Source organism: Streptomyces sp. NPDC007095 (assembly GCF_040634475.1).
Taxonomy (GTDB): domain Bacteria; phylum Actinomycetota; class Actinomycetes; order Streptomycetales; family Streptomycetaceae; genus Streptomyces.
The window spans coordinates 1-25537 of sequence record NZ_JBEYFS010000092.1 but is presented as its reverse complement, the minus strand read 5'-3'; the positions used below and the strand labels follow the sequence as shown (position 1 = coordinate 25537).

The window sequence follows — 25537 nt, the reverse complement described above, 5'->3', positions numbered from 1 at the left end:
CTCTGTCGCTTGCTTCGCGAGTCGCGCCATCAGAACTCCCCCGTCCGGTCGGTGCGGATGCGCTCCAACAGCAACAGGGCCACCGCGCACACCACCATCAAGATCGTTGAAAGGGCCATCGCCTGGCCGTAGTTGAGGTCACCCGCACGCCCGAGCAGCCGGGCCACGGCAACCGGCAGGGTCGGGTTGTCGGGCCGCGCGATGAAGACCGTCGCCCCGAACTCGCCCAGCGACACGGCGAAGGCGAACCCGGCCGCGATCAGCAGCGCCCGCCGCACCATCGGCAGGTCGACCTCTCGCCACACCCGCCAGGGCGACGCTCCGAGGACGGCGGCGGCCTCCCGGAGCCGTCCGTCCACCGCCCGCAGCACCGGCAGCATGGTGCGTACGACGAAGGGGACGCCCACCAGCGCCTGCGCGAGCGGCACCAGGATCCAGGAGGAACGCAGATCCAGCGGCGGTTCGTCGAGCGCGATCAGGAAGCCGAACCCCACGGTCACGGCGGACACGCCGAGCGGCAGCATCAGCAGCGCGTCGAAACCCCGTACGAGACGCCCGGTCATGGGGGTCCTCCCGGTCGAGCGAAGCCGAGACTGGGGGAGGGTGAGCGCGGCGGCCGCCAGGCCGCCGATCACGACGGCGACGGCGGTGGCGGCGAGCGCGTACTCCAGCGAGTTGCCGATCGCCGCGATCGGCGCCACCAGGAAGATGCCGCTGTCGGCCGAGGTCAACGCCTTGTAGTACGCGAATCCGTAGCCGCCGGGTGCGTCCAGGGACCGCTGGACCAGTACCCCGAGCGGCAGGACGAGGAGAACGAGGATGCTCGCCAGGACCCCGCCCAGCAGCGCCCACTGACCGGCCCCGCGGGGTCGGCGCACGGTCACCTCCGGAGCCACCAGGCGCAGGGCGGTCTCCCGGCGGCGTACGGTCCAGGCGTGCACGGCGAGGATCGCGCCGACCGCCACGAACTGGACGATCGTCAGCACCGCCGCGGTCGCGAGGTCGAAGATCTCCGAGGTCTGCCGGTAGATCTCGACCTCCAGGGTGGAGAAGGTCGGCCCGCCGAGGATCTGCACCACACCGAACGAGGTGAAGGTGAAGAGGAAGACCATCAGCGCTGCGGCGGCCACGGCCGGGCTCAGCGCCGGCAGCGTCACCTTGCGCCAGGCCGCGAACCGGGAGGCACCCAGCATCCGCGCGGCCTCCTCCTGACGCGGGTCGAGCTGCGACCAGAGCCCGCCGACGGTCCGTACGACCACCGCGTAGTTGAAGAAGACGTGCGCGAGCAGAATCGCCCAGACGGTGGTGTCCAGCCGTACGCCCCACAGCTGGTCGAGGAGTCCGCCCCGGCCCACCAGGGCCAGGAACGCCGTACCTACCACGACCGTCGGCAGCACGAACGGGACCGTCACCACCGCTCGCAGCACCTGCTTGCCCCTGAAGTCGAAGCGCGCGAAGACATACGCGCCGGGGAGCGCGATCAGCAGCGTGAGCGCCGTGGAGGCGAGCGCCTGCCAGGTGGTGAACCACAGGACGTGCCGGATGTCGGACTGAGCGAGCACCTCACCGATCCGTCCGAACCGCCAGACCCCGTCGGTCTTGAGGCCGCGGGCGACGATCGCGGCGACGGGGTAGGCGAAGAAGACGGCGAAGAACGCGACGGGCAGGGCCATCAGCCCGATCCGCGTCGCGCTCTCCTTGCGGCTCCTTCGAGGCGCTACTTCAGTACGAGCGAGGTCCACGACTTGACCCACTGGTCACGGTTGTCGGCGATCTTGGCGGGCGCCAGGGTCTCGGGGTCCTTGGCCTGCGGGCCGAACTTCACGAACTCCTCGGGCACCTGGGCGGTCTCGCGGACCGGGTACACGAACATGTTCAGCGGCATGTCGTCCTGGAACTTGACGCCGATGAGGAAGTCGAGAAGCGCCTTGCCGCCCTTCGTGTTCTTCGCGTTGCTCAGCAGCCCCGCGTACTCGATCTGGCGGAAGCAGGTGCCGCTCGCGACCCCGGTCGGCGCGGTCTTCGGCTTCGGGTCCGCGTAGATCACCTCGGCGGGCGGGGAGGAGGCGTACGAGACGACCAGGGGCCGGTCGGCCTTGGCCTTCTTGCCGCCCGCGGACCCGGAGAATTCGTCGTTGTAGGCCTGCTCCCAGCCGTCGACCACCTTCACGCCGTTGGCCCTGAGCTTCTTCCAGTAGTCCTGCCACCCGTCGTCCCCGTACTTCGCGGCGGTCCCGAGCAGGAAGCCGAGGCCGGGCGAGGACGTGGACGCGTTCTCGGTGACGAGGAGGTTCTTGTACGCGGGCTTGATCAGGTCGTCGAACGAGGCGGGCGGGGCCAGCTTGTGCTTGCTGAAGTAGGCCTTGTCGTAGTTGACGCAGATGTCACCGGAGTCGATGGGCGTGACCCGGTGCTTGTCCTGGTCGATCCGGTACTGCTGGACGATCTGGTCGGAGCCCTTGGCCTCGTACGACTGGAACAGCCCGTTGTCGAGCGCACGGGACAGCAGTGTGTTGTCGACGCCGAAGAAGACGTCGCCCTGCGGGTTGTCCTTGGTGAGGATGGCCTTGTTGACGGCCTGCCCGGCGTCGCCGTCCTTGAGGACCCTGACCTTGTACCCGGACTGCTTCTCGAAGTCCTGCAGCACGCTCTTCGACACGGCCCACGAATCGTGGCTGACGAGCGTGACGGTCTTGGAGTCCCCGGCGCCGCCGCTGTCGGAGGACCCGCACGCGGACAGCGTGACGAGGCCCAGCCCGATGGCGATGGCCGTGGTCGTCCTCTTGGTGATCACTGAATTCCTCCTGGGATGACCAGGAAGAGACGCGGCCCTGCCCGGGATCCTCGGAAGGTTCCCGGGCAGGGCGCAACAGCTTGAGTGATGCCCGAACTTCCTACCCAGAATGACCTGGGCAAGGTTCAGAGGGTCTGCGGCCCACCGGTTGCTCCGGCTACCGCACTCTCAGCGCTGTGGCGCTCCCCTGTCGGAATATGAAGATGTCGGAATATGGAATTGCACTGACTGACAGTGGCCGGCACCAGCTGGCAGAAAAGGCGCCGCCGGGCACTGCCGCCGATCAGACTATCGCTCGGTCGCGGCCAGCTGTCCGCATGCCCCGTCGATCTCCTGGCCACGGGTGTCCCGGACGGTCACCGGCACCCCGTGAGCCGCGATCGCCTCGACGAACGCCTTCTCGTCCTCGGGCCGCGAGGCGGTCCACTTCGAACCCGGCGTCGGGTTCAGCGGGATGAGGTTGACGTGCACGGGCTTGCCCTTGAGCAGCCGCCCGAGCCTGTCACCACGCCATGCCTGGTCGTTGATGTCCCGGATGAGGGCGTACTCGATGGACAGCCGGCGCCCGGACTTGGCCGCGTACTCCCAGCCTGCGTCGAGCACCTCGCGCACCTTCCACCGCGTGTTGACGGGGACGAGGGTGTCGCGCAGCTCGTCGTCAGGGGCGTGCAGCGAGATGGCGAGACGGCACTTGAAGCCCTCGTCGGAGAACCGGTGGATGGCGGGCACCAGCCCGACCGTCGACACGGTGATCCCGCGCTGCGAGAGCCCGAGCCCGTCCGGCTCGGGGTCGGTGAGCGCGCGGATGGCGCCCACGACCCGCTTGTAGTTGGCGAGCGGCTCGCCCATGCCCATGAAGACGATGTTGCTCAGCCGCGCCGGACCGCCCGGGATCTCGCCGTCCCGGAGGGCCCGCATCCCGTCCACGATCTGGTGCACGATCTCGCCCGTGGACAGATTCCGGTCCAGCCCGGCCTGTCCGGTGGCGCAGAACGGGCAGTTCATCCCGCAGCCCGCCTGCGAGCTGATGCACATGGTCACCCGGTCCGGGTAGCGCATCAGCACGGACTCTACGAGCGTGCCGTCGAACAGGCGCCACAGGGTCTTGCGGGTGGTGTCCTGGTCGGTCGACAGATGCCGCACGACCGTCATCAGCTCGGGAAGCAGCGCCTCCTGAAGCTTGCCGCGCGCGGCGGCCGGGATGTCCGTCCACTCCACGGGGTCGTGCGCGAACCGCGCGAAGTAGTGCTGCGAGAGCTGCTTGGCGCGAAACGGCTTCTCACCGATCGCGGCAACCGCCTCTTTGCGCTCGGCTGGCGTGAGGTCGGCGAGGTGCCGCGGCGGCTTCTTGGCTCCGCGGGGGGCGACGAATGTGAGTTCTCCGGGCTTAGGCATGGCCATACCAGTGTCGCAGATCGAATTGCGTGACCTGGGCCGCGAGCCGTGCAGGGTGGTCGTCGTGCGTCGTCCCTGGTCGTCCTGGGCTTTCCTCGAACGGCCCGGGGACGGCCCGGCGACCTTATGGAACACGTCCGCGCGGGTGGGCGCCCCGTCTCCGTCTCGCGCGCTCACCCGGAAGAAGGGGCCCTCAGGCTGCGAGGTGCTCGCGAGAGAGCGCAGCCCTAGAATCGAACACGTGAACGATGATCTGCCGCCCGACCTACCGAGGCTCCGTACGTTGGAAACGTGGCTGATCCTCTCTCTTACGCGGGTACAGCGACACATTGCCGACATCGAACAGCGGGAGGCCGAGCGTCGACACGGCCAGCAGGTACTGCCGCCGATTCCTGACTGGCTGCTCGAAGTGGGCATAGGCAGCGGCAAGTCCCCCGTAGCGGTGCACGTCGGCGGCTGCCACATGGCCGGCGGACGCGTGCGGGGCATCCCACGCGACCAGGCCCTGCGAGCCATCACCGGAGGAGTCGACGCCTGCTCCCACTGCCGACCGGACAGCGAGCTCGGGATCCTCGACTGATCCAGTCATCTGTCCCGCACGCGACTAACCGCCGGCACTCGCGAACGGCGTCCCCCATGATCTACGCATCACGAGTCGTCCGATCTCGGTCCGGGGGCGTCCGCTGACGTTCGCATCGAGGCTCGCATGCCTGGTCAGAAGACCTGCCGGACCTCGACGGATGTCGACGGACCGACCTGGAATCTGCGGCGATTGAGACCCCGATTGAGACCACGACCTCTTCGCCCCAACCAGGTCAGGGCAAGAACCCGACCCGACCTCGGCCGCGTTCGTGCGCATCAGGTCATTGGCATGAGATGGCCTGGCCGGGGACTCGAAGGGAGTACTAAAGCACGAAGATCAGGACGCCTCCGCGGTTGAAGAAGAACCCGTGGTCGTCGAAGCGGTGATCGAAGCGGAACCCGTTGTGGTCGAAGCGGTGATCGAAGCGGAACCCGTTGTGGTCGAAGCGGTGATCGAAGCAGCCTCCGCCCCAGTCACCGCGGTCGCCGCACGAGTTGGTGGTCACATGAGTCTGCACGGCAGGGGCTGCCGCTGTGGCCGTGCCTGCTGCTCCGATCGCAGCGCCGCCGGCCATCAGAATGCCGGCCGCGGACACCGCGGCGAGACGCCTCGCGCGTTGTGCTCGCATGATGGATACACCTTTCCTTCCATCGTCTCGCGGAACTCTCAGCGGGACGAGACGGATAGCCACAGCCGCGAGGGAGGAGCGGCGCGGTCGCAGCATCGCCTCGTACATACGAGGATCACGTCTTGCAGCCAAGATCCCCGCTGCACGGGAACCAGCCGACCCGGGCGTACCCCCAGGTTGAGGCTCTCTATCTCAGTACGCTGACGGCGCCCTTTGGGATTGCGCTTCGGCGGGAAGTCCGCGGCATTCTGACAGCCGCCGCCTTCTCTCGGAGCTCTTCACCCGCGGCGGGGGTGCCGTCGACCAGGCCGCTCACCGGCGCCTCAGTCCCATGCCGCCAAGACGTCGGGAACCGTTCAGGGGCTCGATCCGCTAAGCGGATCAGGCCCCTGACCTGGTACTTCACTGTCGGGACGGCGGGATTTGAAGGTGATCCTGCCGCCGCTGAGCGTCGCGTCCTTGAAGGTGACTGACTGGACAGCGTGCCCATGGATCCCGGCGGAACGTCGCCCGGTGGCGCGGACCTGATCGTCAGAACTTCTCCACGTCAGGTGCGCTCCTGCGGGGCGTCGGGCTGCCCAGTCGTCTGCCGCCGACTGCAGCGGTGGGACGATGCGATCATCGGCCGGGCGGCGGAAGCGGACTCGACCTGCTCCTGGGGCCTGTGGCAACTCACCAAGGTTCGCCAAGGGCGCGCTCCTGAGTGACGTAACCGGGAAACACCATCGCCGCACGTTCATCGACTCGATCGGCAAGTTCGGGGAGAAGATTTCGGCGCGCCGGTCGCCGTGGTCGCGACGGGGATCGACTTCTCCTACACGCCCAAGGGGCCGGGCGACACCCATGTGGACGCCCCGGGGGAACCGGGAAAGGTGAGGTACCAATGACGCACTCCGCAGGCCCGCCCACGCGCGGTCGCCGCCGCCCGGACCTGCGGCACTGGCTGAGGCCCCGAAGTTCGCAGATGCTCGTCTTCGGCTTCTGCATGGCCGTCGGCGGGCTCGCCGGTGGGGTGCGCTCCGCGTTGGACGGCAAGGGGATCTGGACGATCCTCGGCACCTTCGGCCTGGGGATTTTCGGCGTGCTCGTTGTTGTGGGCTACTTCGTCAACTACGAGGACCGGCGAGGCCGCCGCTGAGCCCCTTGGAAGTTCGATGCGGCCGACGCACGACGGCCCCATGACGGCCCAAGAGCGGAGCATGACTCCCTACGGTAGGAAAAACCGCTGGTAGCGAGCTTGCGCACCGGAGGGGATACCAGTTCTCCGGGCTTAGGCATGGCCATATCGGTGTCGCGGATCGATTGGGTGACCCGCGACCCGAGTTTCCGGGGTGATCGTCGACGGCCCCGTCGGCGTTCGGTGCGGTCGGGGTGCGGTCGGAGTGGCCGGTTCGATGGGTAATTTGCGGGTATTTGCCTGATATGAGCACTGCATCGATGTATTTGGCGGAGCCCAGCGGTCTGATCAGCCTCGCGCTGTTCCTGATCGCCGTGGCACTCATCACGCTCCTGGCCGGCAGCTTCTGGCTGAGCTGCCGTATGCGGACCCGCGCACCGCGTCTGCCGCGCGCCGAGGAACAACCGCACATGCCGCAGGGCGGCCCGGTCCGCGAGATGCGGGAGATCCGGGAGACCGCCGAGATACCCAAGGTGGCCAAGGGCCAGCACGCTCTCACCCCGTACGAGCTGACCCACATGTCGACCCGCACGAGCCCGTCGCAGAAGCGAGAGCGCTGGCACGACGGCGGGAGCGGGTCGTTCGGCAGCGGTGGACTGGGCCACCACTGACGCCGACCCGTCGGCCACGCTGCGAAAAGGGGCCCGCCGCCCGGTGGACGACGAGCCCCTCACGATCATGTGCGCAGGTCAGCCGGATCCCACGAAGAGCACCAGCAGCAGCCAGACCACCGGCGCCGTCGGCAGCAGCGAGTCCAGCCGGTCCATGATGCCGCCGTGGCCCGGTAGCAGGGTGCCCATGTCCTTGATGCCCAGGTCCCGCTTGATCATGGACTCGCCGAGGTCGCCGAGCGTGGCGGTGGCCGCGACCGCGAAGCCCAGGATCAGCCCCTGCCACCACGTGCCGTCCTCGATCAGGTACTGCATGCACAGCGCGCCCCCGACCATCGCGAAGGTGACCGCTCCGAACAGGCCCTCACGGGTCTTGCCGGGGCTGATGCGCGGCGCCAGCTTGTGCTTGCCGAAGCGCCAGCCGATCGCGTACGCGCCCGTGTCGCTGACGACCGTCAGCAGCAGGAACGTCAGGACGCGGCGCGGACCGTCGTCGGCGGTCAGCATCATGGCCACGAACGTCGCCAGGAACGGCACGTAGAAGGCCGCGAAGACGCCCGCCGTGACGTCCTTGAGATAGCCCTCGGGCGGTTCCGTCATCCGCCAGACCAGGACCGCCAGCGCGGTGAGCGCCATCGCCACCCATGCGCCCTCGGCGCCCCGGACGTAACCGGAGACGACCATCGCCGCACCGCCCACCGCCAGCGGGACGAGCGGCGCCTTGATGCCCTTGCGTTCCTCGAGCCGTGACGTGAGCTCCCACAGGCCCACCACCACGGCGACCGCTATGACCCCGACGAACACGGCCTTGACGACGAACAACGACGCGACGATCACCGCACCGAGCCCGACGCCGACCCCTATCGCGGCACCCAGATCGCGTCCCGCACTCTTCTTCTGCCGTGCGGGGGCGGGCTGTGGGACGGGGCTGGGCATGGGCTCCTGCGGCTTCTGCGACGGGGCCCCGAGGGATCCCGCCGACGGGGTGTCGTCGCGGAACAGGGGGCCACTCAGCCGAGCGGCCCCCCGGTCGTCATCCTGGTCTCCGCCGTGTGCGGGTACGTCGGGCACGATGGGCATGGGGCGAGTCTGCTGCGCGTTATGCGCATCGTATGCGGGACCCGCCGGGGCTGCCCCCTGGACAGGCCCCTGCTCGGACGGCCCCCAGTACCCGGCTTGTGGCGGCGCCCCCCAGGAAGAGTCGTTCATCAGACCTCGAGCAGCTCCGCTTCCTTGTGCTTCAGGAGCTCGTCCACCTGTGCGACGTACTTCGCGGTGGTGTCGTCGAGCTCCTTCTCCGCGCGGCGGCCCTCGTCCTCGCCGACCTCGCCGTCCTTGATCAGCTTGTCGATGGCGTCCTTGGCCTTGCGGCGGACCGAGCGGATGGACACCTTGGCGTCCTCGCCCTTGGTCTTGGCGACCTTGATGTAGTCCTTGCGGCGCTCCTCGGTCAACTCGGGGAACACCACCCGGATGATGTTGCCGTCGTTGCTCGGGTTGACGCCCAGGTCGGAGTCGCGGATCGCCTGCTCGATGTTGCGCATCGCGCTCTTGTCGAACGGGGTCACCACGGCCATGCGCGGCTCCGGCACCGAGAACGAGGCCAGCTGGTTGATCGGCGTCAGCGCGCCGTAGTAGTCGGCCACGATCTTGTTGAACATCGCCGGGTGCGCACGGCCGGTGCGGATCGCGGCGAAGTCCTCCTTGGCGACCACGACGGCCTTCTCCATCTTCTCCTCGGCCTCGAGGAGGGTCTCTTCGATCACCACTTGCTCCTGCGTGTCTTGAGTAGGCCCGGCAGCTGCTCCTCGTCGGGGTGGCGGCCGGCTGCGTCGCGTCTTATTCCTGCACGGTTCCGGACCGGCAGGACATTGTCCATCCCCCGGTCAGGGTCCGTCCTCGGCCCGGGCTTGTCCCCGGCCGAGGTCGGTCCCGGTCAGGCCCGGCCGCTTTGGTCACCCACGAGTGTGCCGATCTTCTCACCCTTGACGGCCCGCGCGATATTGCCCTCCGCCAGGAGCTCGAAGACCAGGATCGGCAGCTTGTTGTCGCGGCACAGCGTGATGGCGGTCATGTCGGCGACCTTGAGGTCGCGCGTGATGACCTCGCCGTAGCCGAGCGAGTCGAACTTGACGGCCTCGGGGTTGGTCTTGGGGTCGGAGTCGTAGACCCCGTCCACGCCGTTCTTGCCCATCAGCAGGGCCTCGGCGTCGATCTCCAGGGCGCGCTGGGCGGCGGTGGTGTCGGTGGAGAAGTACGGCATGCCCATACCGGCGCCGAAGATGACCACACGGCCCTTCTCCAGGTGCCGTACGGCGCGCAGCGGGATGTACGGCTCGGCGACCTGGCCCATGGTGATGGCGGTCTGCACGCGGCTGTCGATGCCCTCCTTCTCCAGGAAGTCCTGGAGGGCGAGGCAGTTCATGACCGTGCCGAGCATCCCCATGTAGTCGGAGCGGGCCCGGTCCATGCCGCGCTGCTGGAGCTCGGCACCGCGGAAGAAGTTGCCGCCGCCGATGACGACGGCGATCTGGGCGCCGTCGCGCACGACGGCCGCGATCTCGCGGGCGATCTTGTGCACCACGTCGGGGTCGACGCCCAGTCCGCCGCCGCCGGCGAACGCCTCGCCGGAAAGCTTCAGCAGAAAGCGGCCCGCGCCTTTGCCGTCGTCGGTCTTCTCGCCCTTGTCGGCCTGGGTGGTGGTCATGGAGATCTCCTCATGGTGCACATACGAAGAAGGCCATTGCCGGTGGGGTGTTGTCTCCCATACGCGGCAATGGCCTCCTCGTCAGATCTGCTGTCGTCCGTCACGCACGCGCGCGTGTCGGCGTACGTGGACGACTGCTGCCGACCCTATAGGGGTCGCGCGTCGATCGCGGTACGGACTCAGATGCCGACCTTGATACGCACGAAGCGCTTCAGGGTGACACCGGCCTCGTCCAGGACCTTCTGGACGGACTTCTTGTTGTCGAGCGCGTACGGCTGACCGAGGAGGGTGGCCTCCTTGAAGAAGCCGTTGACGCGACCCTCGACGATCTTCGGGAGGGCGGCCTCGGGCTTGCCCTCGGCGCGGGTGGTCTCCTCCGCGACGCGGCGCTCGGACTCGACGACCTCGGCCGGGACGTCCTCCTTGGAGAGGTACTTCGGCGCGAAGGCGGCGATGTGCTGCGCGACACCCTTGGCGAGGTCGGCGTCGGCCTTGTCCAGCTCGACCAGGACACCGATCTGCGGGGGCAGGTCGGGCATGGTGCGGTGCATGTACGCGGCCACGTAGGCGCCGGAGAACTGGGCGAAGCGGTCCAGGACGATCTTCTCGCCCAGGTTGGCGTTGGCCTCGTCGACGAACGCCTGAACCGTCTTGCCGGGCTCGATCTCGGAGCCGAGGAGCGCCTCGAGGTCGGCCGGGGAGGTCTTGACGACGTGCTGGGCGATCTCGTTGGCGACGGTCTGGAACTTCTCGCCCTTGGCGACGAAGTCCGTCTCGCACTTCAGCTCGACCAGGACACCGGAGGTGTTGTCGTCAGCGATGATGGAGACCACGGCGCCGTTCTCGGCGGAGCGGCCTTCGCGCTTGGCGACGCCCTTCTGGCCCTTGATGCGCAGCTCTTCGACGGCCTTGTCGACGTTGCCGTCGGCCTCGTCCAGCGCCTTCTTGCAGTCCATCATGCCGGCGCCGGTGAGCTCACGGAGCTTCTTGACGTCGGCGGCGGTGTAGTTCGCCATGATTCCTGGAATCTCTCTCGAAGTCTGAAGATCTACGGGCCGAACGGCGGGAGCTCGGTGTGCCCCCGCCGTTCGTGACCCGAAGGGGTGAGGGGTCAGGCCTGCTCGACGTCCGCGGCCGGGGCCTCGGCGACGGGGGCCTCGGCGGCCGGGGCCTCGACAACGGCCTCGACCTCGGCGACAGCCTCGGCCTGCTCGGCGTCGGCGACCTTCTCCGTCTCGGCGGAGGTCTGGACCTCGGCGTCGTCGGCCTTCTTCTCGCCCTCGAGCAGGTCGCGCTCCCACGCGGCGAGCGGCTCGCCCGCGGCCTTGTCACCCTCGGCCTTGCCGGCACCGGAGCGGGAGATGAGGCCCTCGGCGACGGCGTCGGCGATCACGCGGGTGAGCAGGGTGACGGAGCGGATCGCGTCGTCGTTGCCCGGGATCTTGTAGTCGACCTCGTCGGGGTCACAGTTGGTGTCGAGGATGGCGACGACCGGGATGTTGAGCTTCCGGGCCTCACCGACCGCGATGTGCTCCTTCTTGGTGTCCACGATCCAGACGGCGCTGGGCACCTTCTGCATCTCGCGGATACCACCGAGGGTCTTCTCCAGCTTGGCCTTCTCGCGCGAGAGCACGAGAAGCTCCTTCTTGGTGAGACCGGAAGCGGCGACGTCCTCGAAGTCGATCTGCTCGAGCTCCTTGAGGCGCTGCAGACGCTTGTAGACGGTGGAGAAGTTGGTGAGCATGCCGCCCAGCCAGCGCTGGTTGACGTAGGGCATGCCGACGCGGGTGGCCTGCTCGGCGATGGCCTCCTGCGCCTGCTTCTTCGTGCCGACGAACATGACCGTGCCGCCGTGGGCGACGGTCTCCTTGACGAACTCGTAGGCGCGGTCGATGTACGACAGCGACTGGAGCAGGTCGATGATGTAGATGCCGTTGCGCTCCGTGAAGATGAAACGCTTCATCTTCGGGTTCCAGCGACGGGTCTGGTGACCGAAGTGGACGCCGCTTTCCAGCAGCTCCCGCATCGTGACGACGGCCATGGCCGTTCTCCTTGGTGTTCTCGGTTGTGCCGCGTGTGCCGGACGGCACTCGCGCCTGACGCCCGCGATGCGCCTTGCCACGAGGGACCGAGGGGCGCTGACACCGGCTTTTGATGGCCGGGTGTCGGGGCGTGCGAAGTCGACCCGGTGACCCGGATCGCCACGAGAAGTGTACGGGACCCGGAAGGTGCAGGGTGACGCCACTGTCCACAACCGGCCGGTGGTCCACAGATCCCGGCCATGATCCGTCAGATGCGGGACCGTTCTCGCATGCGAGCGAAACGATGTGTGCGCACGTGGCTGGGGTTGCTGTTGGGAATGACGGTGACCGTGCTGGGTGCGCTGACCCCCTCAGCCCTGGCCGGGGCGAACGGTCCGGCGCCGCCGTCACCCGCCGGTCCGCCGGCCCCCGACACGACGGTTCCGCGGCTCGCCCGCCTCTGGCCGGTGGGCCTGCGCCCCTCGGTCCTGCGGGGCTGGGACCCGCCTGCGACGCCGTACGCCCGCGGCCATCGCGGGGTGGACCTCGCGGCGCCCCCGGGCACCCCGGTCCGCTCCGTCGCGCCGGGCCGCGTCTCCTTCGCGGGGCGGGTAGCGGGCCGTGGAGTGGTCGCCGTCGAACTGACGGACACGGGCGCTCCGCCCCTGCGCACGACCTTCACCCCCGTACGGGCGACGGTGCACCAGGGCGACGAGGTGGCCGCGGGCGAGGTACTGGGCACGCTCGAACCGGGCGACGCCCACTGCGGAACGTCGTGTCTGCACTGGGGCCTGCGAAGAGACAGAACCTACTTGAACCCCCTGGCACTGCTCCCGCCCTGGCTCCTGCACAGGGGCCTGTCCCGCCTGCTCCCGGTGACGAGCGCGCAGCGGCAGCCGTCCGGGTCCCTGGCCCTCCTGCCGTGAGAGTCGAGGAAACCACCGCCCGCGGCCACGCTTCAGGCCCGGGCGCCCGGCTCGCGCAGAGTCAGCCCCGCGTGGGCAGGTGCGACGGGCGCCCGAAGCGCTGCCCGCCGGTCGGCATGGGTCGGGCCAGGAGAGGCGTCTCCATCCGCAAGCAGGCGGAGAGGCGTCTCCATCCGCAAGGGGAAGCGGCGCTTCGCACACAGCCGGGCCGTGCCGTCCGCCCCGTCGCCGGGCACCAGGCGTTCAGGGGCTCAGCCCCGTACGCCCCGTCGCCGGGCACCAGGCGTTCAGGGGCTCAGCCCCGTACGCCCCGTAGTGCCATGACCACCGCGGCGTCCGTGATCGCGCCAGGCTCTTCCGCGGCCCCCAGCTCGATCCTCCGGACCGCCGCGTCGACCACGCCCTGAAGGAGCATCGCGGCCAGCCGAGGCTCGGCGTGGCCCATCTGCCGCAGCGCGTCGCCGATCATCGCTACCAGCCCGCCGTGCGCCGCGCGGATCTTCTCCCGGGCCCCGGCATCGAGCTCACTCGCGGAGATGGCCACGACAGCCCGGTGCCGCCGGTCCCCGACCAGCGCCAACTGCTGCCGGACGTACGCCTCGACCTTGTCCTCGGGCCCGTCCGCCGCGGCCATCGCCGCCGAGACCTCCGCGGCCCAGACCGGAAAGTCCACCTCGCACAGCTCTTCGACCACGGCCGCCCGGGACCGGAAGTACTCGTACACGGAGGACCGCGCGAGCCCCGTGCGTTCGGCGAGGGCCGGGAAGGTCAGCGCCTCCGTCCCGCCCTCGGACAGCAGGGACCGGGCCGCGTCCAGCAGGGCGGCTCGCTGCATCGACCGGTGCTCGGCCACGGAGGCCGCTCGAATCCTTGGCACGCCCCCACTTTACGGACGGGCCGCCCGGGACGGCAGCCACTCCCACCACCCGAAAGGAACGCGCCAGCGAAGGAGAGTGACCAGGCAGGGACGATTCAGCAGCTTGCCCCGCTCGAGGTCAGCGCCCGAAACTCGCCAGCTTGGCGCGCAACTGGAGCACCGACTTGGTGTGGATCTGGCTCACCCGGCTCTCCGTCACTCCCAGCACGTTCCCGATCTCCGCGAGCGTCAGACCCTCGTAGTAGTAGAGCGTGACCACGGTCTTCTCCCGCTCCGGCAGCGTGTTGATCGCCCGTGCCAGGAACCTCCGCAGCTCCCGGTCCTCGGCGACCTCCACCGGATTGTCCGCCGCGGTGTCCTCCAGCGTGTCCATCAGACTCAGCCGGCCACCGCCCTCACCGCCGACGTGCAGCAGTTCCTCCAGCGCCACCACGTTGGCCAGCGACAACTGGCTGAAGACCGCGTGGAGTTCCTCCACCCCGATCCCCATCTCGGAGGCCACCTCTCCCTCCGACGGCGTCCGCCGCAGCCGCGCCTCGAGCGTCGCGTACGCCCGCTCCACATTGCGCGCCTTCTGCCGCACGGACCGGGGGATCCAGTCCAGCGCCCGCAACTCGTCGATCATCGCGCCCCGGATCCGCGTGATCGCGTACGTCTCGAACTTGATCTCCCGCTCGATGTCGAACTTCTCGATCGCGTCGATCAGCCCGAACACCCCCGACGAGACGAAGTCGGCCTGCTCCACATTGGCCGGCAGACCCACGCTCACCCGCCCCGCGACGTACTTCACCAGCGGCGAGTAGTGCAGGATCAACTGCTCACGCAGCCGCTCGTCCCCCGTCGCCTTGTACGACCGCCACAGCTCGTCGAGCGTCGAGGGAGCGGGCGGGCGCCCGCTACCGCCGTCGCGGGCGGCTGGGGGGATCGCCGCCCGATCGGACCCGGAGGTGTGCTGGGGCATTCGTCGCCTTGTGCCGTTCTGCCGTGAACTGGGGGTACCTGGGTGAGCTGTCGCGCTGATGTCGAGTTGCCTGTCCTGCGTCGGAATTCACGTGAGCGTAGCGTGACTGGGGCGTCGCAGTGCGCGAAGGGGGGCGGATCAGCCGTGCGCAGATACGTTCCGCTGTGCGTCCCTCGGGGGCACGTTCGTCGCCCTCCGTGATCATTGAGAGACATCAACTGCGGGAATTGCCAAGGCTGTCGGCGTTCGCCCGGACGGCCGAACACGCTCGGTCAGCGCCCGCGACGATCACCGCGGACCCGAGATCATTGCCTGGCGTGTCAACTTCCAGCCATCGCCGTGTCGTTCGACGAAACCAAGTGATCGGAGTTCGTACAGCCTCCCGACCGCGTCGTCCGTGGTGGTCCCCGCCCCGCGGGCGATGTCCTCCGCCCCCGCCAGACCGCGCGCCGGCAGCGCGGCCAGCACACGTCCGGCGCCCGGATCCAGCAGGTCGCGCGGCAGCACGGGCCCGCGCCGGTCCGGGGCCAGCTCACCGATGTCACCGACCAGTTCGGCGACGTCCGCGGCGTCCGTGACCAGGACCGCTTCCCCGCGCAGCAGCTCGTGCACCCCGGCCGACAGCCCGCTGGTGACGGGGCCCGGCACCCCCATCGCGAACCGCCCCAGCCGCTGCGCCGCCCGCGCCGTGACCAGCGCGCCACTGCGGTACGCGGCCTCGACGACGACGGTCCCCCGGGTGAGCGCGGCGATGACCCGGTTCCTGAGGATGAATCTGCTCGGCGTGGGATGGTCGCCGGGCGGCAACTCCCCCACGACCAGCCCCTGTTCGGCGATCCTGGTGATCAACTCGGTGTGTCCGCGCGGATAGGGCCGGTCGACTCCGCAGGCCAGCACGGCGACAGTGGCGCCACCCGCCCCGAGGGCGCCCCGGTGCGTGGCGCCGTCCACCCCGTAGGCACCGCCCGACACCACCACCCAGCCCCGCTCGGCGAGCCCCGCGCCGAGCATGGCCGCCATGTGGGCGCCGTACTCGGTACAGGCCCGTGCTCCGACCACGGCGACCGAGCGCAGCGCCCATATCCGCAGGCTGGGCCGCCCCCGTACCCACAGGCCGGTGGGGCGCGTGTCGCCGAGATCGTCGAGTTGCGCCGGCCACTCGGGGTCCCCGGGGCACACGAACCGGGTCCCGGCCTCCCGCGCCACCGCGAGGTCCCGCTCCGGATCCGCCCGCTCCGCCCGGGCGCGCAGTCCCGCCCACCGCTGGTCCGTCACTCCCGGTGGTTGCTCCCCGCCCGTGACGAGCCGCCGGACCGCCTCCGCGGCACCGACCGCACGGAGCCAACGCCCGCAGACCTCGTCGCCCGGTTCGATCACCCGCGCGAGGAAGGCCCGCTGAAGCCTCTCGTCCTCCTGGCTCACGACAGCGCGCCGATCGCCATCGGCACCCCACGGGGGACGCCGGTGCGCAGTTGCAGGGCGAGGGCGACGTCCGTCGCGCCGGGCCGGTCGTGTCCCACCAGGTCCGCGACGGTCCAGGCGACACGCAGCACCCGGTCGAGGCCGCGGGCGGTCAGGGCACCTCGCTCCAGGCTCCGCTCCGCCTCGTCCATCGCGCCCAGGGACGCGTACCAGCGGCTGCGCAGCTCCCGTCCCGGCATTTCGCTGTTCGTCCGCCAGGGCGTGCCCGTCAGCCGTGCGGCGGCCCGCTCCCTGGCCGCCCGCACCCGGTCGGCGACCGTCTCGGTGGATTCGCCCCGCGCAGCGCGCCCGGTCAGCTCGGAGCGGGTGACGCGGTCCACCTCGACCCGCAGGTCGACACGGTCGAGCAGCGGTCCGGAGAGCCTGGCCTGGTAACGGCGGATCATGGAAGGCGGGCACTCGCACAGGTCGTCCCGCTGCGAGAAACGGCCGCAGGGACAGGGGTTCGCCGCCAGCACCATCAGGAACCGCGCCGGAAACCGCACCACTCCCGCGCTGCGCGCGATCACCACATGCCCCGCCTCCAGGGGCTGGCGCAGCGCGTCGAGGGCCTGACTGCCGAATTCGGGCGTTTCGTCCAGAAAGAGCACTCCGCGGTGAGCCAGGGACACCGCGCCCGGCCGTGCGATCCCGTGGCCGCCGCCGACGAGGGCCTGCATGGTCGCCGAATGGTGCGGGGCGCAGTAGGGAGCGGTGTCGACCAGGGGTTTGCCCGGTGGCAGCAGGCCGGCGACCGAGTGGACGGCGGTGACCTCCAGGGATTCGCCCTTGGTGAGCCGTGGCAGGATGGCCGGCAGCCGCTCGGCGAGCATCGTCTTGCCCGCTCCCGGGGGGCCTTCCAGGAAAAGGTGGTGGCCGCCCGCCGCCGCGACCTCCACGGCGGTCCGTGCCGAGTGCTGGCCCACGACGTCGGCGAGGTCGTGAGCGTGGTCGTGCTGGGCCGCGCCCATGCCGTGCATGCCGGTGGCGGCGCCCGTGCCCGGCATCCGCAGTCCCGCCATCAGCGGATCCGGTCGCCCCTGCTCGTCCGGATCCTCCTCGGGCACCGGCTCGTCCGTGAGCACCGCGATCAGCTGGCGCAGACTGCGCACCCCGAGCACCGAGATCCCCGGTACGAGCGAGGCCTCGGCCACCGCGCACTCGGGCACCACCACCTGCTCGTACCCTGCGTCCGCGGCGGCCAGGACCGCAGGCAGCACGCCCCGCACCGGCCGTACGCGTCCGTCGAGGCCCAGCTCGCCGATCATCACGATGTCGGAGAGCACCCGGGGATCGATGCGCTCGGCGGCTCCCAGCACCGCGCAGGCGACGGCCAGGTCGAAACCGCTGCCGCCCTTGGGTACGGATGCCGGGCTCAGGCCGACCGTGAGCTTCTTCTGGGGCCACGCCGAACCGGAGTTCACCACCGCCGCCCGGACCCGGTCCTTGCTCTCGGTCAGGCTCTTGTCGGGCAGGCCTACCAGGGTGAAGGCCGCGACGCCCGGCTCCAGGTCCGCCTGGACCTCGACGACCACGCCCTCGACGCCCACGAGGGCCACCGCACAGGTGCGCGCGAATCCCATCAGGCCACCCCCCGCGCGTGCTCGACCACGGGGGCGCCGCGTTCGGGGAGGACGACGCCGATCAGATCGATGCGGACGCCGCCGGGTGGTGCCCCGCCGTGTTCCTGGAGCCAGCGTTCGGCCAGGCCGCGCAGGCGCTGTGCCTTGGCCGGGGTGACGGCCGCCATCGGGTGCTCGAAGGCTCCCGACTTGCGCGTCTTGACCTCGCAGACGACGAGCGCGTCGCCGTCCCGGGCCACGATGTCGATCTCGCCGGTCCTGCCGCCGCGCCAGTTGCGCGCCAGGACCGTCATCCCGGTCTCGGTCAGCCGCCGTGCGGCCAGATCCTCGCCGTACCTGCCCAGCGCGTTGCGTGCCTCGGGTGTGTTCATGTCGGCACCACCTCCGGCGCCAACACTGAGGCCACTTCGACCGACTATTGGATCTTGGTGGACAAGCGGCCGACTGTGGACAACCCCCTCACCCACACGAGGGTTCCTGGTCCGTCGTCAGCCGCCTGCCAGTCGTCAGCCGCCTGCCACCGGCCACCCGTCATCAGCCGCCCGGCAGCTCCAGATCGCTCTTGTTCAGCTCCTCGATATTCACGTCCTTGAACGTGAGGACACGCACCTGCTTCACGAAGCGGGCAGGTCGGTACATGTCCCACACCCAGGCATCCGCCATGGACACCTCAAAGAACACCTCGCCCTGGACCGAGTGCACCTGCATCTCGTAGTCGTTGGTGAGGTAGAAGCGCCGTTCGGTCTCGATCACATATTTGAACAGACCGACGACATCGCGGTACTCCCGATAGAGCTTCAGCTCCATCTCGGTCTCGTACTTCTCGAGGTCCTCGGCGCTCATGGCATGTTCCCCTTCAGCCGTGCGTCCCCCTATTGTGCGCCAGCCCCGCGAGCCTCTAGACGATTTCGGTGTCGAGGATCTCGGGCCTGGCCGGAGGACCCTCGTCGAGCAGCCTGCGCAGCAGCCCGGCGAGCCTGGTCGGATACACCGTCTCATGTGCCTCGGTCAGTTCCCGGCACGTCCACCAGCGCGCTCCGGCGACACTGCGCCGTTCCAGCTCCGTCAGCCCGGCGGCGACGGTTCCCTTCTGGGTCGTACGGGCCAGGAAGTACCACTCGTCCTGGTCCCAGCGCCGCCCCGCGAACGGGAACGAGCAGCTCCGCTGCCACAGCACCGGGCCCAGCTCGACCTCGGTGATGCCGGTCTCCTCCACGAGTTCCCGCAGCGCGGCCTCCTCGTGCGTCTCGTCGCCCTCGAGGCCCCCGCCGGGCGTGAACCACCAGTCGTCCGCCGGATCGTCCGGCTCGTGACCGTGCAGCAGCAGAACGCGGTCCTCCGCGTCGAGCAGCACGACCCGGGCCACCTTCCGGAGCCCGCCGCTGGTGTCCTCGACCGAACCCCCGTCCGATGCCTCAGGCGGCACCGGCGAGCTCCGTCCGCGTCCTGCCGCGCCGGCTCAGCCGCCCGGCGATCGGCCCGTACGCCGCCCCGCCCAGCACCAGCGCCGCCCCGACCACGATGGTGGTCAGGACCAGCCGCAGCGGCCCGGGCGACGAGATCCCGCCCAGCTTCTCGAAGCCCGTGGGGCGCGCCAGCATGCCGTTCATCGGCCAGGCGATGGCGTCCACACGGGCCTTCACCGCACTGCGCGCGACGGTGCCGTTGAAGGCCTCGGTGAGGTGGGCCGTGGAGTCCAGTGAGCCACTGCGCTCGTCGCCGAGCAGGAAGAGCCGGTCCTTGGGTACCGCGACGGTCGGAATCTGGCTCGACTCTGCGGCCTGGCCCTTGGGGAGATACGGTTCGTCGACCTGCTTGCCGTTGACGGTCAGCTTGCCGTTCGTGCAGCACGCGACCGTGTCACCGCCGACCGCGACGACCCGCTTGACGAGGAGCATGTCGCCCCAGCTCTTCTGCCTGAAGACGATGACATCGCCGCGCTTGACGTCACTGCCGTCGATCCGCTGGGCCAGAATGCGGTCGCCCGCCTTGATGGTCGGCACCATCGACTCCGTCGGCACGGTGTACGGCTGGTATTCGATCGCACCCCAGGCGAAGCCGCCGAGAAAGAGCACACAGCCGAGGGCCACGGCCAGCCCCGACAGCACGCTGCCGAGCCGCCCGCGGCCCTCGTCCGTACGACCTGATGTCCTGCTCATCCCAGTGCTCCCCAACTCGGAGAATCGATCCCACGGCCCGACCTGTGGGCCGCGGAAGATCAGCGATCTGGGACGGCACCCTACCCGGCGGTACCCCGACCAGAAACCCTCGGGTTTCCGGCGGTAAGGCGACGCCTGCGCCACAGCACCAGCGGCACCGCGCCGGCCAGTCCGAGCGCGCCCGGAGCGGCCGCGCTGAGGTTCTGGTCGAAGGTGTCGGGAATCGGCAGCGTGTCCCAGCGGGTGGGCGGCCAGGCGATCACGATGGCGCGGCCGACGACATTGCCCACCGGCACGAAGCCCTGGTGATCGTCCTGCTGGTGATAGCGCGAATCCAGCGAGTTCTGCCGGTGGTCACCCATGACCCAGATTTTGCCCTTGGGTACCGTCACCTTGAACTGGCCACCCTGGTCGTCGACGCTGCACGGGGTGTTGCCGGTGTAGACGTACGAGTCCTCGTTCAGTGCCTTGCCGTTGACCTTCACCGGGCCGCTGCCCTTGCACTCGATCGTGTCACCGGCGACACCGATCACCCGCTTGATGAGGTCCTTCTCGTTGGCGGACGGCATCAGGCCGATCTTGCTGAGGAACGTCTGCAGGGCGTTCGGGTTGGGCGTCGGCTCACCCTCCAGCCAGTTGTCGGGGTCGTGGAAGACGACCACCTCGCCGCGCGAGGGCTCCGAACCGAACCACGGGGTGAGCTTGTCGACCAGGACCCGGTCGCCCTGCTGAAGGGTGTTCTGCATCGAGTCCGAGGGAATCGAGAACGCCTGGACCAGGAAGGTCTTGATCAGCAGCGCGAGAACGAGCGCGATACCGATGAGGAGCGGAAGCTCCTTCCAGAAGGAACGCGGCTTCTTGGGCTTCGGCTCCTGCTCGCCCTGCTCCTTCGTACCACCGCCACCGTCCCCGGAGTCACTCCCGGAACCAGTGACGTCGTTCGTGGCCGGGGTGGCCGATCCGTCGGGTCGCTCCGGCTGCTCCTCGGGGCCATCGTGTCCGGATCGTGCGCCGACCGCCAAATCCCCCACATCCACTCCTCACTCCGTGCCGCCGCCTGCGCCGGATCCGGCGCAGGCCCACCACTCCCATAACGAGCGGGAGTTCCGCAGGGCTCGGGAGCGGGATCAATCGATTGAGATCCGCGGACGCCACCCTATGCGACGCGCCGAGAGCGGTTGCCGACCCGCTCGGTACGGACGCGAACGTGTCCGGTTCTTTCAGACGGGCCCAGTGCCCGAAGGGCCAGGCGATGACCATGGCTCTGCCGACGACCGAGCTCTCGGAGACGGTACCGCCGTATTTCTCGGTGCGGTGGTAGCGGGAGTCGGCGGAGTTGGCCCGGTGGTCGCCCATCACCCAGAGACGGCCCTTGGGCACGGTCTCTTCGAAGGCGAAGTCCGACGGCTTGTTCCCGGCCTGGATGTACGGCTCGTCGAGCGGCATGCCGTTGACGGTCACGCGCCCCTGGGTGTCGCAGCACTTCACGGTGTCACCGCCGACCGCGACGACCCGCTTGATGAGGTCCTTGTCGTTGTCGGAGGGCAGCAGACCGATGGCCGTCAGCCCCTCTTTGACCTGCTTGACGACGACGGGGTCGTTCTTCTTGGTGGTCTTCTCCCCGGCCAGCCAGTTGCCGGGGTCCTTGAAGACGACGACGTCGCCGCGCTGGGGCTTGGAGCCGAACCATGGCGTGAACTTGTCGACGAGCACACGGTCGCCGATCTGGATCGTGTTCTCCATGGAGCCCGACGGGATCACGAAGGCCTGGACGAGGAAGGTCTTGAGGACCAGGGCTATGAGCACCGCGACGCCCACGAGGAGGGGTATCTCCTTGATCGCGGAGCGCCGTCGGCGCCGCTTGACCTTGCGCTGGAGCTTGCGGCGCTCGGCACGGCCGGGCCGGGCGGCGCCGCCGGCGGCGCGCCGGGTACCGGTGGGCAGCAGGTTGTCGGCGGCATGGCCGGAGACCCCACGCGGCCTGCCACGGTTACCCATGAGCGCCGTCCGCGGTGGGCACACGCGCGTAGGAGGCGGCACGCTCCAGCCGGGTCCAGTGGCCCGCGGGCCAGGCGATCCAGTCGGCCCGGCCGATCACGTCACCGACGGGGACCATGCCGCCGCCGGGAGACCCCAGGTGGTCGCGGGAGTCGCTCGAGTCGCTGCGGTGGTCACCGAGGAGGAACAGGCTGCCGGTGGGCACCACGACGTCGAAGGAGACGTCGGACGGGCTGTCCCCCGGGTACAGAAACGTCGACTCGTCGACCGACCGGCCGTTCACCTCGAGCCTCCCCGCCTTGTCGCAGCAGACCACGTGGTCTCCCCCCACACCGACGACGCGTTTGACGTAGTCGGCGTTCCCGAAATACCCGGTGCCGTCGAACACGACGACATCGCCCCGCCGCGGCTCGGCACCAAAACGGTACGCCAACTTATTTACGAGAACGCGGTCCCCGATCCTCAATCCGCGCTCCATCGAGCTGCTGGGAATCTCGAACGGCTGCATCACGAAGTTGCTGAACAGCACCAGGAACAGCAGACAGACCAGCGCGGTCAGAGTGATCCGCCCACCTGGGATCCGATCCGCGGCCCAGGCCAGCAACGCGAAACGCGACCGTCCCTCCGGCCCCTCGGCGTCCGAGATGTCCTCGGACTCAGTGGGGCGGGAGGAGCGGTCGCGCTCCGTGTGCTGTGCTTCGGTGTCCATCGGAGCCAGATGTTATCCGGCCTCCATGTGAACCCCTTCGCGAGCTCAGTTGTCGCGCTTCTCCTTGATCTTCGCGGCCTTGCCGCGCAGGTCACGCAGGTAGTACAGCTTCGCGCGACGCACGTCACCACGGGTGACGAGCTCGATCTTCTCGACGATCGGGGTGTGCACCGGGAAGGTACGCTCGACGCCGACCGAGAAGGAGACCTTGCGGACCGTGAAGGTCTCGCGGACACCGGCGCCCTGACGGCGGATGACTACGCCCTTGAACTGCTGCACACGGGAGCGGTTGCCCTCGATGACGCGGACGTGGACGTTGACGGTGTCACCCGGGCGGAAGGCCGGGATGTCGCTGCGCAGCGACGCGCTGTCGACGGAGTCGAGCAGGTGAGACATTTCGTCTGCTTTCTTCGCTGATGCCACAGGTCATCAACGGGAGCTAGTTTTCCAAGAGGGTGCTGCCGCGTCGGGGCGGACGTCGTGTCCCCCTGTGGCAGGGGCGCCCGGTCCACGCAGACAACAGCGGCCTATTCTTCCACGGCCTCTGGTCTGCGCCAAAATCGACCACCGGGTTCCGGCTGCCAGCCCAGGATCGAGAGCATTTCGCGGTCCTTCTTGTCGAAGACGGAAGGGTCGCAACGCTCGATGAGGTCGGGCCGGTTCGCCGCCGTACGACGCAGGGCCTCGTCGCGGCGCCAGCGGGCGATCTTCCCGTGGTGGCCGCTGACCAGCACTCCGGGGATCTCACGGCCACGCCACGCCGGGGGCTTGGTGTAAACGGGCCCCTCCAGGAGGTTGGCCATGGCGCCGGGGGCGAACGAGTCGTCCCGGTGGGACTCGGCGTTGCCGAGAACACCCGGCAGCAGTCGCGCCACGGCCTCCGTGACGACGAGTACGGCGGCCTCTCCGCCGGCGAGTACATAGTCGCCGATGGACACCTCGTAGACGGGCATCCGGGTCGCGTATTCGTCGATGACCCTACGGTCGATGCCCTCGTAGCGGGCGGGCGTGAAGACCAGCCAGGGGCGCTCGGAGAGCTCGACGGCGAGTTCCTGGGTGAAGGGGCGCCCGCTCGGCGTGGGCACGACCAGGACGGGCCCGTGGGAGCCGGTCTCGTAGCCGTCGGCCAGGACGGAGTCCAGGGCGTCGCCCCAGGGCTCGGTCTTCATCACCATGCCGGGGCCGCCGCCGTACGGGGTGTCGTCGACCGTGTTGTGGCGGTCGTACGTCCACTCCCGAAGATCATGCACATGCACATTCAGCTGCCCACGTGCGCGTGCCTTGCCGACGAGCGAGACGTTGAGGGGTTCCAGGTACTCGGGGAAGATCGTGACGACGTCGAGCCGCATCAGGCGTCGGCCCCCGAGGAGTCCTCGTCGTCCTTGGAGGAGGCGTTCTCCGTGTCCCTGGAGGAGTCGATTTCCGCCCGGTCGTCGATCAGGCCCGGCGGCGGGTCGATGACGGCCCGCTGCTCCTCCAGGTCGATCTCGGTGACGATCTCCTCGACGAACGGGATCATGACCTCACTCCCGTCGGGCCGCTCGACCACGAACAGGTCCTGCGAGGGCAGATGGGAGATCTCCGTGATCCGTCCGACCTCCACCCCGTCCTTGGTGACCACATCCAGGTCCATCAGCTGGTGGTCGTAGTACTCGTCCGGGTCCTCGGGCTGCTGGTCCGGGTCCACCTCGGCGATCAGGAGGGTGTTGCGCAGCGCCTCGGCGGCGTTCCGGTCGCGTACGCCTGCGAAGCGCAGCAGCAGACGGCCGCTGTGCACCCGGCCGGTCTCGATGGTCAGCGGTCCGGCGGAGGCCGGATCGGTGAGCAGGACGGCGCCGGGCCCGAGCCTGAGTTCCGGCTCGTCCGTACGGACCTCCACGGTGACCTCGCCCTTGATGCCGTGGGCGCGGCCGACGCGAGCGACTACCAGCTGCACTGTGCTTGATCTCCTGTCGATGTGCCTACGTCATGGGTTCGTAGACGACTACGGGCCGGGGACGGCTCGAAAGCCCTCCCCGGCCCGAGCCGGTGCTGCCTGTTACGTCAGCGGACGTGGTCCACGTCGACGAGGTCGACGCGGACACCTCGGCCGCCGATGGCACCCACGACGGTCCGCAGAGCGCGGGCGGTACGGCCGTTGCGGCCGATCACCTTGCCGAGGTCGTCGGGGTGCACCCGGACCTCGAGAACGCGCCCACGGCGCAGGTCGCGCGAAGCGACCTGCACATCGTCGGGGTTGTCGACAATGCCCTTCACGAGGTGCTCGAGAGCCTCCTCGAGCATGCTCAGGCCTCGGTCGACTCAGACGAAGAAGACGCGGCCGGGGCCTCGTCCTTCTTCTCAGCCTTCTTCTTCTGGGTGATGGCCTCACCCTTGCCCTCGTCGTCGCCGCCCAGGGCGTCGAACGACGGGCGCGTCGCCTTCGGCTCGGCCACGAGCAGCGGAGCAGGGGCGGGCTCGCCCTTGAACTTCTGCCAGTCGCCGGTCAGCTTCAGGATGGCGAGAACGGGCTCGGTCGGCTGCGCGCCGACACCCAGCCAGTACTGCGCGCGGTCCGAGTCGACCTCGATGCGCGAGGGGTTCTGCACCGGGTGGTACAGACCGATCTCCTCGATGGCCCGACCATCACGGCGGGTACGGGAGTCGGCGACGACGATGCGGTAGTGAGGCGAACGGATCTTGCCCAGACGCTTCAGCTTGATCTTGACTGCCACGGAAGTGGTGTCTCCTGGTCTTGACGTGGTTGGGCACGGCGAGATGGCCGCGTGGGGTTGCGGTACCCGAGTGCCCGATGGACGCGTCAGCCGGAGGAGAGAGGGGTCCTGTGCGGCTGTCGAGTACAGCTAGCCATTGTGCCGGCCGTGGACGCGGAACGGGGTCTTCACCGGAGCCGCTTCCGGACGACCTGTTCGGCGGCCGCTTCGACGTGCCCGCGAGCCGGGACGCC

Annotated in this window: 29 protein-coding genes and 1 riboswitch; of the genes, 4 read left to right on the top strand and 25 right to left on the bottom strand. The window is 69.2% G+C overall.

The window, feature by feature from the left end; translation table 11 throughout:
* Positions 1-29: 29 nt before the first annotated feature.
* From ABZ656_RS28590 to rlmN, 3 genes are all read right to left on the bottom strand, one after another.
* A complete protein-coding gene (locus ABZ656_RS28590; RefSeq protein ID WP_360271315.1) occupies positions 30-1673 on the bottom strand; it encodes an iron ABC transporter permease in 1644 nt (547 codons plus the stop codon).
* A gap of 44 nt (positions 1674-1717) precedes the next feature.
* Positions 1718-2791: a thiamine ABC transporter substrate-binding protein gene (locus tag ABZ656_RS28585; protein WP_360271333.1), complete on the bottom strand. Its 1074-nt coding sequence runs from the start codon at positions 2789-2791 to the stop codon at positions 1718-1720.
* 82 nt (positions 2792-2873) lie between these two features.
* Positions 2874-2993: riboswitch (TPP riboswitch) on the bottom strand.
* A gap of 89 nt (positions 2994-3082) precedes the next feature.
* Complete coding sequence (rlmN, locus tag ABZ656_RS28580) at positions 3083-4189, bottom strand: 23S rRNA (adenine(2503)-C(2))-methyltransferase RlmN (RefSeq protein WP_101403781.1); 1107 nt, start codon at positions 4187-4189, stop codon at positions 3083-3085.
* A gap of 241 nt (positions 4190-4430) precedes the next feature.
* On the opposite strand from rlmN, the gene ABZ656_RS28575 reads away from it, so the two are divergent.
* Complete coding sequence (locus tag ABZ656_RS28575; RefSeq protein ID WP_101400925.1) at positions 4431-4769, top strand: DUF6233 domain-containing protein; 339 nt, start codon at positions 4431-4433, stop codon at positions 4767-4769.
* Positions 4770-5094: 325 nt separating this feature from the next.
* On the opposite strand, the gene ABZ656_RS28570 is transcribed toward ABZ656_RS28575, so the two are convergent.
* Entirely contained in the window at positions 5095-5400 is a 306-nt protein-coding gene (locus ABZ656_RS28570; RefSeq protein WP_360271313.1) for a hypothetical protein, read from the bottom strand.
* An 883-nt stretch (positions 5401-6283) separates the two neighbouring features.
* On the opposite strand from ABZ656_RS28570, the gene ABZ656_RS28565 reads away from it, so the two are divergent.
* Both ABZ656_RS28565 and ABZ656_RS28560 read left to right on the top strand, forming a co-directional pair.
* A complete protein-coding gene (locus tag ABZ656_RS28565) occupies positions 6284-6538 on the top strand; it encodes a hypothetical protein (RefSeq protein WP_101400923.1) in 255 nt (84 codons plus the stop codon).
* A gap of 284 nt (positions 6539-6822) precedes the next feature.
* Positions 6823-7188: a DUF6479 family protein gene (locus ABZ656_RS28560; protein ID WP_360271311.1), complete on the top strand. Its 366-nt coding sequence runs from the start codon at positions 6823-6825 to the stop codon at positions 7186-7188.
* Between the two features lie 78 nt (positions 7189-7266).
* Here the strand turns inward: ABZ656_RS28560 and ABZ656_RS28555 are convergent, their stop codons facing one another.
* The 5 genes from ABZ656_RS28555 to rpsB form a co-directional block, all read right to left on the bottom strand.
* On the bottom strand, positions 7267-8397 hold the full coding sequence (locus ABZ656_RS28555; protein ID WP_360271309.1) for a phosphatidate cytidylyltransferase: 1131 nt from the start codon (positions 8395-8397) through the stop codon (positions 7267-7269).
* Complete coding sequence (gene frr / locus ABZ656_RS28550; RefSeq protein WP_054235439.1) at positions 8397-8954, bottom strand: ribosome recycling factor; 558 nt, start codon at positions 8952-8954, stop codon at positions 8397-8399. Before frr ends, ABZ656_RS28555 begins: the two co-directional genes overlap by 1 nt.
* Before the next feature lie 170 nt (positions 8955-9124).
* On the bottom strand, positions 9125-9895 hold the full coding sequence (pyrH, locus tag ABZ656_RS28545; RefSeq protein ID WP_101400921.1) for a UMP kinase: 771 nt from the start codon (positions 9893-9895) through the stop codon (positions 9125-9127).
* A gap of 179 nt (positions 9896-10074) precedes the next feature.
* Positions 10075-10911 (bottom strand): translation elongation factor Ts, encoded by an 837-nt coding sequence (gene tsf / locus ABZ656_RS28540; protein WP_101400920.1) that lies wholly within the window; start codon positions 10909-10911, stop codon positions 10075-10077.
* Between the two features lie 95 nt (positions 10912-11006).
* Positions 11007-11936 carry a 30S ribosomal protein S2 gene (rpsB, locus tag ABZ656_RS28535; protein ID WP_101400919.1) on the bottom strand — a complete coding sequence of 310 codons (930 nt, stop codon included), beginning with the start codon at positions 11934-11936 and terminating at the stop codon, positions 11007-11009.
* Positions 11937-12206: 270 nt separating this feature from the next.
* On the opposite strand from rpsB, the gene ABZ656_RS28530 reads away from it, so the two are divergent.
* Complete coding sequence (locus ABZ656_RS28530; protein WP_360271306.1) at positions 12207-12842, top strand: M23 family metallopeptidase; 636 nt, start codon at positions 12207-12209, stop codon at positions 12840-12842.
* Between the two features lie 295 nt (positions 12843-13137).
* Here ABZ656_RS28530 and ABZ656_RS28525 read toward each other — a convergent pair whose 3' ends face one another.
* The 16 genes from ABZ656_RS28525 to rpsP all read right to left on the bottom strand — a co-directional run bounded on the left by ABZ656_RS28525 (position 13138) and on the right by rpsP (position 25304).
* Positions 13138-13695: a TetR/AcrR family transcriptional regulator gene (locus ABZ656_RS28525; protein ID WP_101400918.1), complete on the bottom strand. Its 558-nt coding sequence runs from the start codon at positions 13693-13695 to the stop codon at positions 13138-13140.
* A gap of 142 nt (positions 13696-13837) precedes the next feature.
* Positions 13838-14680 carry an RNA polymerase sigma factor WhiG gene (gene whiG, locus ABZ656_RS28520; RefSeq protein ID WP_101400917.1) on the bottom strand — a complete coding sequence of 281 codons (843 nt, stop codon included), beginning with the start codon at positions 14678-14680 and terminating at the stop codon, positions 13838-13840.
* Positions 14681-14968: 288 nt separating this feature from the next.
* On the bottom strand, positions 14969-16102 hold the full coding sequence (gene dprA / locus ABZ656_RS28515; RefSeq protein ID WP_360271304.1) for a DNA-processing protein DprA: 1134 nt from the start codon (positions 16100-16102) through the stop codon (positions 14969-14971).
* Positions 16099-17724: a YifB family Mg chelatase-like AAA ATPase gene (locus ABZ656_RS28510; RefSeq protein ID WP_360271302.1), complete on the bottom strand. Its 1626-nt coding sequence runs from the start codon at positions 17722-17724 to the stop codon at positions 16099-16101. Before ABZ656_RS28510 ends, dprA begins: the two co-directional genes overlap by 4 nt.
* A complete protein-coding gene (locus tag ABZ656_RS28505) occupies positions 17724-18095 on the bottom strand; it encodes a YraN family protein (RefSeq protein WP_101400914.1) in 372 nt (123 codons plus the stop codon). Before ABZ656_RS28505 ends, ABZ656_RS28510 begins: the two co-directional genes overlap by 1 nt.
* Before the next feature lie 163 nt (positions 18096-18258).
* Positions 18259-18567, bottom strand: coding sequence for a DUF2469 domain-containing protein (locus ABZ656_RS28500; RefSeq protein WP_003965949.1), 309 nt, complete (start codon positions 18565-18567; stop codon positions 18259-18261).
* Between the two features lie 55 nt (positions 18568-18622).
* The gene (locus ABZ656_RS28495; protein WP_360271300.1) at positions 18623-19150 is read right to left on the bottom strand and encodes an NUDIX hydrolase; all 528 of its coding nucleotides are present in this window, start codon (positions 19148-19150) and stop codon (positions 18623-18625) included.
* The gene (lepB, locus tag ABZ656_RS28490) at positions 19140-19883 is read right to left on the bottom strand and encodes a signal peptidase I (protein ID WP_101400912.1); all 744 of its coding nucleotides are present in this window, start codon (positions 19881-19883) and stop codon (positions 19140-19142) included. Before lepB (ABZ656_RS28490) ends, ABZ656_RS28495 begins: the two co-directional genes overlap by 11 nt.
* 80 nt (positions 19884-19963) lie before the next feature.
* Positions 19964-20914, bottom strand: a complete 951-nt coding sequence (gene lepB, locus ABZ656_RS28485; protein ID WP_101400911.1) for a signal peptidase I — start codon at positions 20912-20914, stop codon at positions 19964-19966.
* Positions 20799-21881 (bottom strand): signal peptidase I, encoded by a 1083-nt coding sequence (lepB, locus tag ABZ656_RS28480; RefSeq protein ID WP_129592105.1) that lies wholly within the window; start codon positions 21879-21881, stop codon positions 20799-20801. Before lepB (ABZ656_RS28480) ends, lepB (ABZ656_RS28485) begins: the two co-directional genes overlap by 116 nt.
* Entirely contained in the window at positions 21874-22590 is a 717-nt protein-coding gene (gene lepB, locus ABZ656_RS28475) for a signal peptidase I (protein WP_101400910.1), read from the bottom strand. The genes lepB (ABZ656_RS28480) and lepB (ABZ656_RS28475) overlap by 8 nt, the downstream gene beginning before the upstream one ends.
* A gap of 45 nt (positions 22591-22635) precedes the next feature.
* Positions 22636-22986 carry a 50S ribosomal protein L19 gene (gene rplS, locus ABZ656_RS28470; protein ID WP_054235359.1) on the bottom strand — a complete coding sequence of 117 codons (351 nt, stop codon included), beginning with the start codon at positions 22984-22986 and terminating at the stop codon, positions 22636-22638.
* 131 nt (positions 22987-23117) lie between these two features.
* A complete protein-coding gene (gene trmD, locus ABZ656_RS28465; protein ID WP_101400909.1) occupies positions 23118-23939 on the bottom strand; it encodes a tRNA (guanosine(37)-N1)-methyltransferase TrmD in 822 nt (273 codons plus the stop codon).
* Positions 23939-24526 carry a ribosome maturation factor RimM gene (gene rimM / locus ABZ656_RS28460; RefSeq protein WP_101400908.1) on the bottom strand — a complete coding sequence of 196 codons (588 nt, stop codon included), beginning with the start codon at positions 24524-24526 and terminating at the stop codon, positions 23939-23941. Before rimM ends, trmD begins: the two co-directional genes overlap by 1 nt.
* A gap of 107 nt (positions 24527-24633) precedes the next feature.
* Positions 24634-24873 carry an RNA-binding protein gene (locus tag ABZ656_RS28455; RefSeq protein WP_005479813.1) on the bottom strand — a complete coding sequence of 80 codons (240 nt, stop codon included), beginning with the start codon at positions 24871-24873 and terminating at the stop codon, positions 24634-24636.
* Positions 24874-24875: 2 nt separating this feature from the next.
* Positions 24876-25304 carry a 30S ribosomal protein S16 gene (gene rpsP, locus ABZ656_RS28450; protein ID WP_060901212.1) on the bottom strand — a complete coding sequence of 143 codons (429 nt, stop codon included), beginning with the start codon at positions 25302-25304 and terminating at the stop codon, positions 24876-24878.
* Between the last annotated feature and the right edge of the window lie 233 nt (positions 25305-25537).

Bases quoted from the DNA above. Each gene is read 5' to 3' on its own strand.
- lepB (WP_101400910.1), bottom strand. From the start codon at position 22,590: ATGGACACCGAAGCACAGCACACGGAGCGCGACCGCTCCTCCCGCCCC.
- ABZ656_RS28560 (WP_360271311.1), top strand. From the start codon at position 6,823: ATGAGCACTGCATCGATGTATTTGGCGGAGCCCAGCGGTCTGATCAGC.
- ABZ656_RS28590 (WP_360271315.1), bottom strand. From the start codon at position 1,673: ATGGCCCTGCCCGTCGCGTTCTTCGCCGTCTTCTTCGCCTACCCCGTC.
- tsf (WP_101400920.1), bottom strand. From the start codon at position 10,911: ATGGCGAACTACACCGCCGCCGACGTCAAGAAGCTCCGTGAGCTCACC.
- lepB (WP_101400912.1), bottom strand. From the start codon at position 19,883: ATGAGCAGGACATCAGGTCGTACGGACGAGGGCCGCGGGCGGCTCGGC.
- ABZ656_RS28565 (WP_101400923.1), top strand. From the start codon at position 6,284: ATGACGCACTCCGCAGGCCCGCCCACGCGCGGTCGCCGCCGCCCGGAC.
- ABZ656_RS28555 (WP_360271309.1), bottom strand. From the start codon at position 8,397: ATGAACGACTCTTCCTGGGGGGCGCCGCCACAAGCCGGGTACTGGGGG.
- lepB (WP_129592105.1), bottom strand. From the start codon at position 21,881: ATGGGTAACCGTGGCAGGCCGCGTGGGGTCTCCGGCCATGCCGCCGAC.
- rplS (WP_054235359.1), bottom strand. From the start codon at position 22,986: ATGTCTCACCTGCTCGACTCCGTCGACAGCGCGTCGCTGCGCAGCGAC.
- whiG (WP_101400917.1), bottom strand. From the start codon at position 14,680: ATGCCCCAGCACACCTCCGGGTCCGATCGGGCGGCGATCCCCCCAGCC.
- ABZ656_RS28505 (WP_101400914.1), bottom strand. From the start codon at position 18,095: ATGAACACACCCGAGGCACGCAACGCGCTGGGCAGGTACGGCGAGGAT.
- trmD (WP_101400909.1), bottom strand. From the start codon at position 23,939: ATGCGGCTCGACGTCGTCACGATCTTCCCCGAGTACCTGGAACCCCTC.
- pyrH (WP_101400921.1), bottom strand. From the start codon at position 9,895: ATGACCACCACCCAGGCCGACAAGGGCGAGAAGACCGACGACGGCAAA.
- ABZ656_RS28570 (WP_360271313.1), bottom strand. From the start codon at position 5,400: ATGCGAGCACAACGCGCGAGGCGTCTCGCCGCGGTGTCCGCGGCCGGC.
- rlmN (WP_101403781.1), bottom strand. From the start codon at position 4,189: ATGCCTAAGCCCGGAGAACTCACATTCGTCGCCCCCCGCGGAGCCAAG.
- ABZ656_RS28500 (WP_003965949.1), bottom strand. From the start codon at position 18,567: ATGAGCGCCGAGGACCTCGAGAAGTACGAGACCGAGATGGAGCTGAAG.
- ABZ656_RS28510 (WP_360271302.1), bottom strand. From the start codon at position 17,724: ATGGGATTCGCGCGCACCTGTGCGGTGGCCCTCGTGGGCGTCGAGGGC.
- ABZ656_RS28455 (WP_005479813.1), bottom strand. From the start codon at position 24,873: ATGCTCGAGGAGGCTCTCGAGCACCTCGTGAAGGGCATTGTCGACAAC.
- rpsB (WP_101400919.1), bottom strand. From the start codon at position 11,936: ATGGCCGTCGTCACGATGCGGGAGCTGCTGGAAAGCGGCGTCCACTTC.
- ABZ656_RS28530 (WP_360271306.1), top strand. From the start codon at position 12,207: ATGCGAGCGAAACGATGTGTGCGCACGTGGCTGGGGTTGCTGTTGGGA.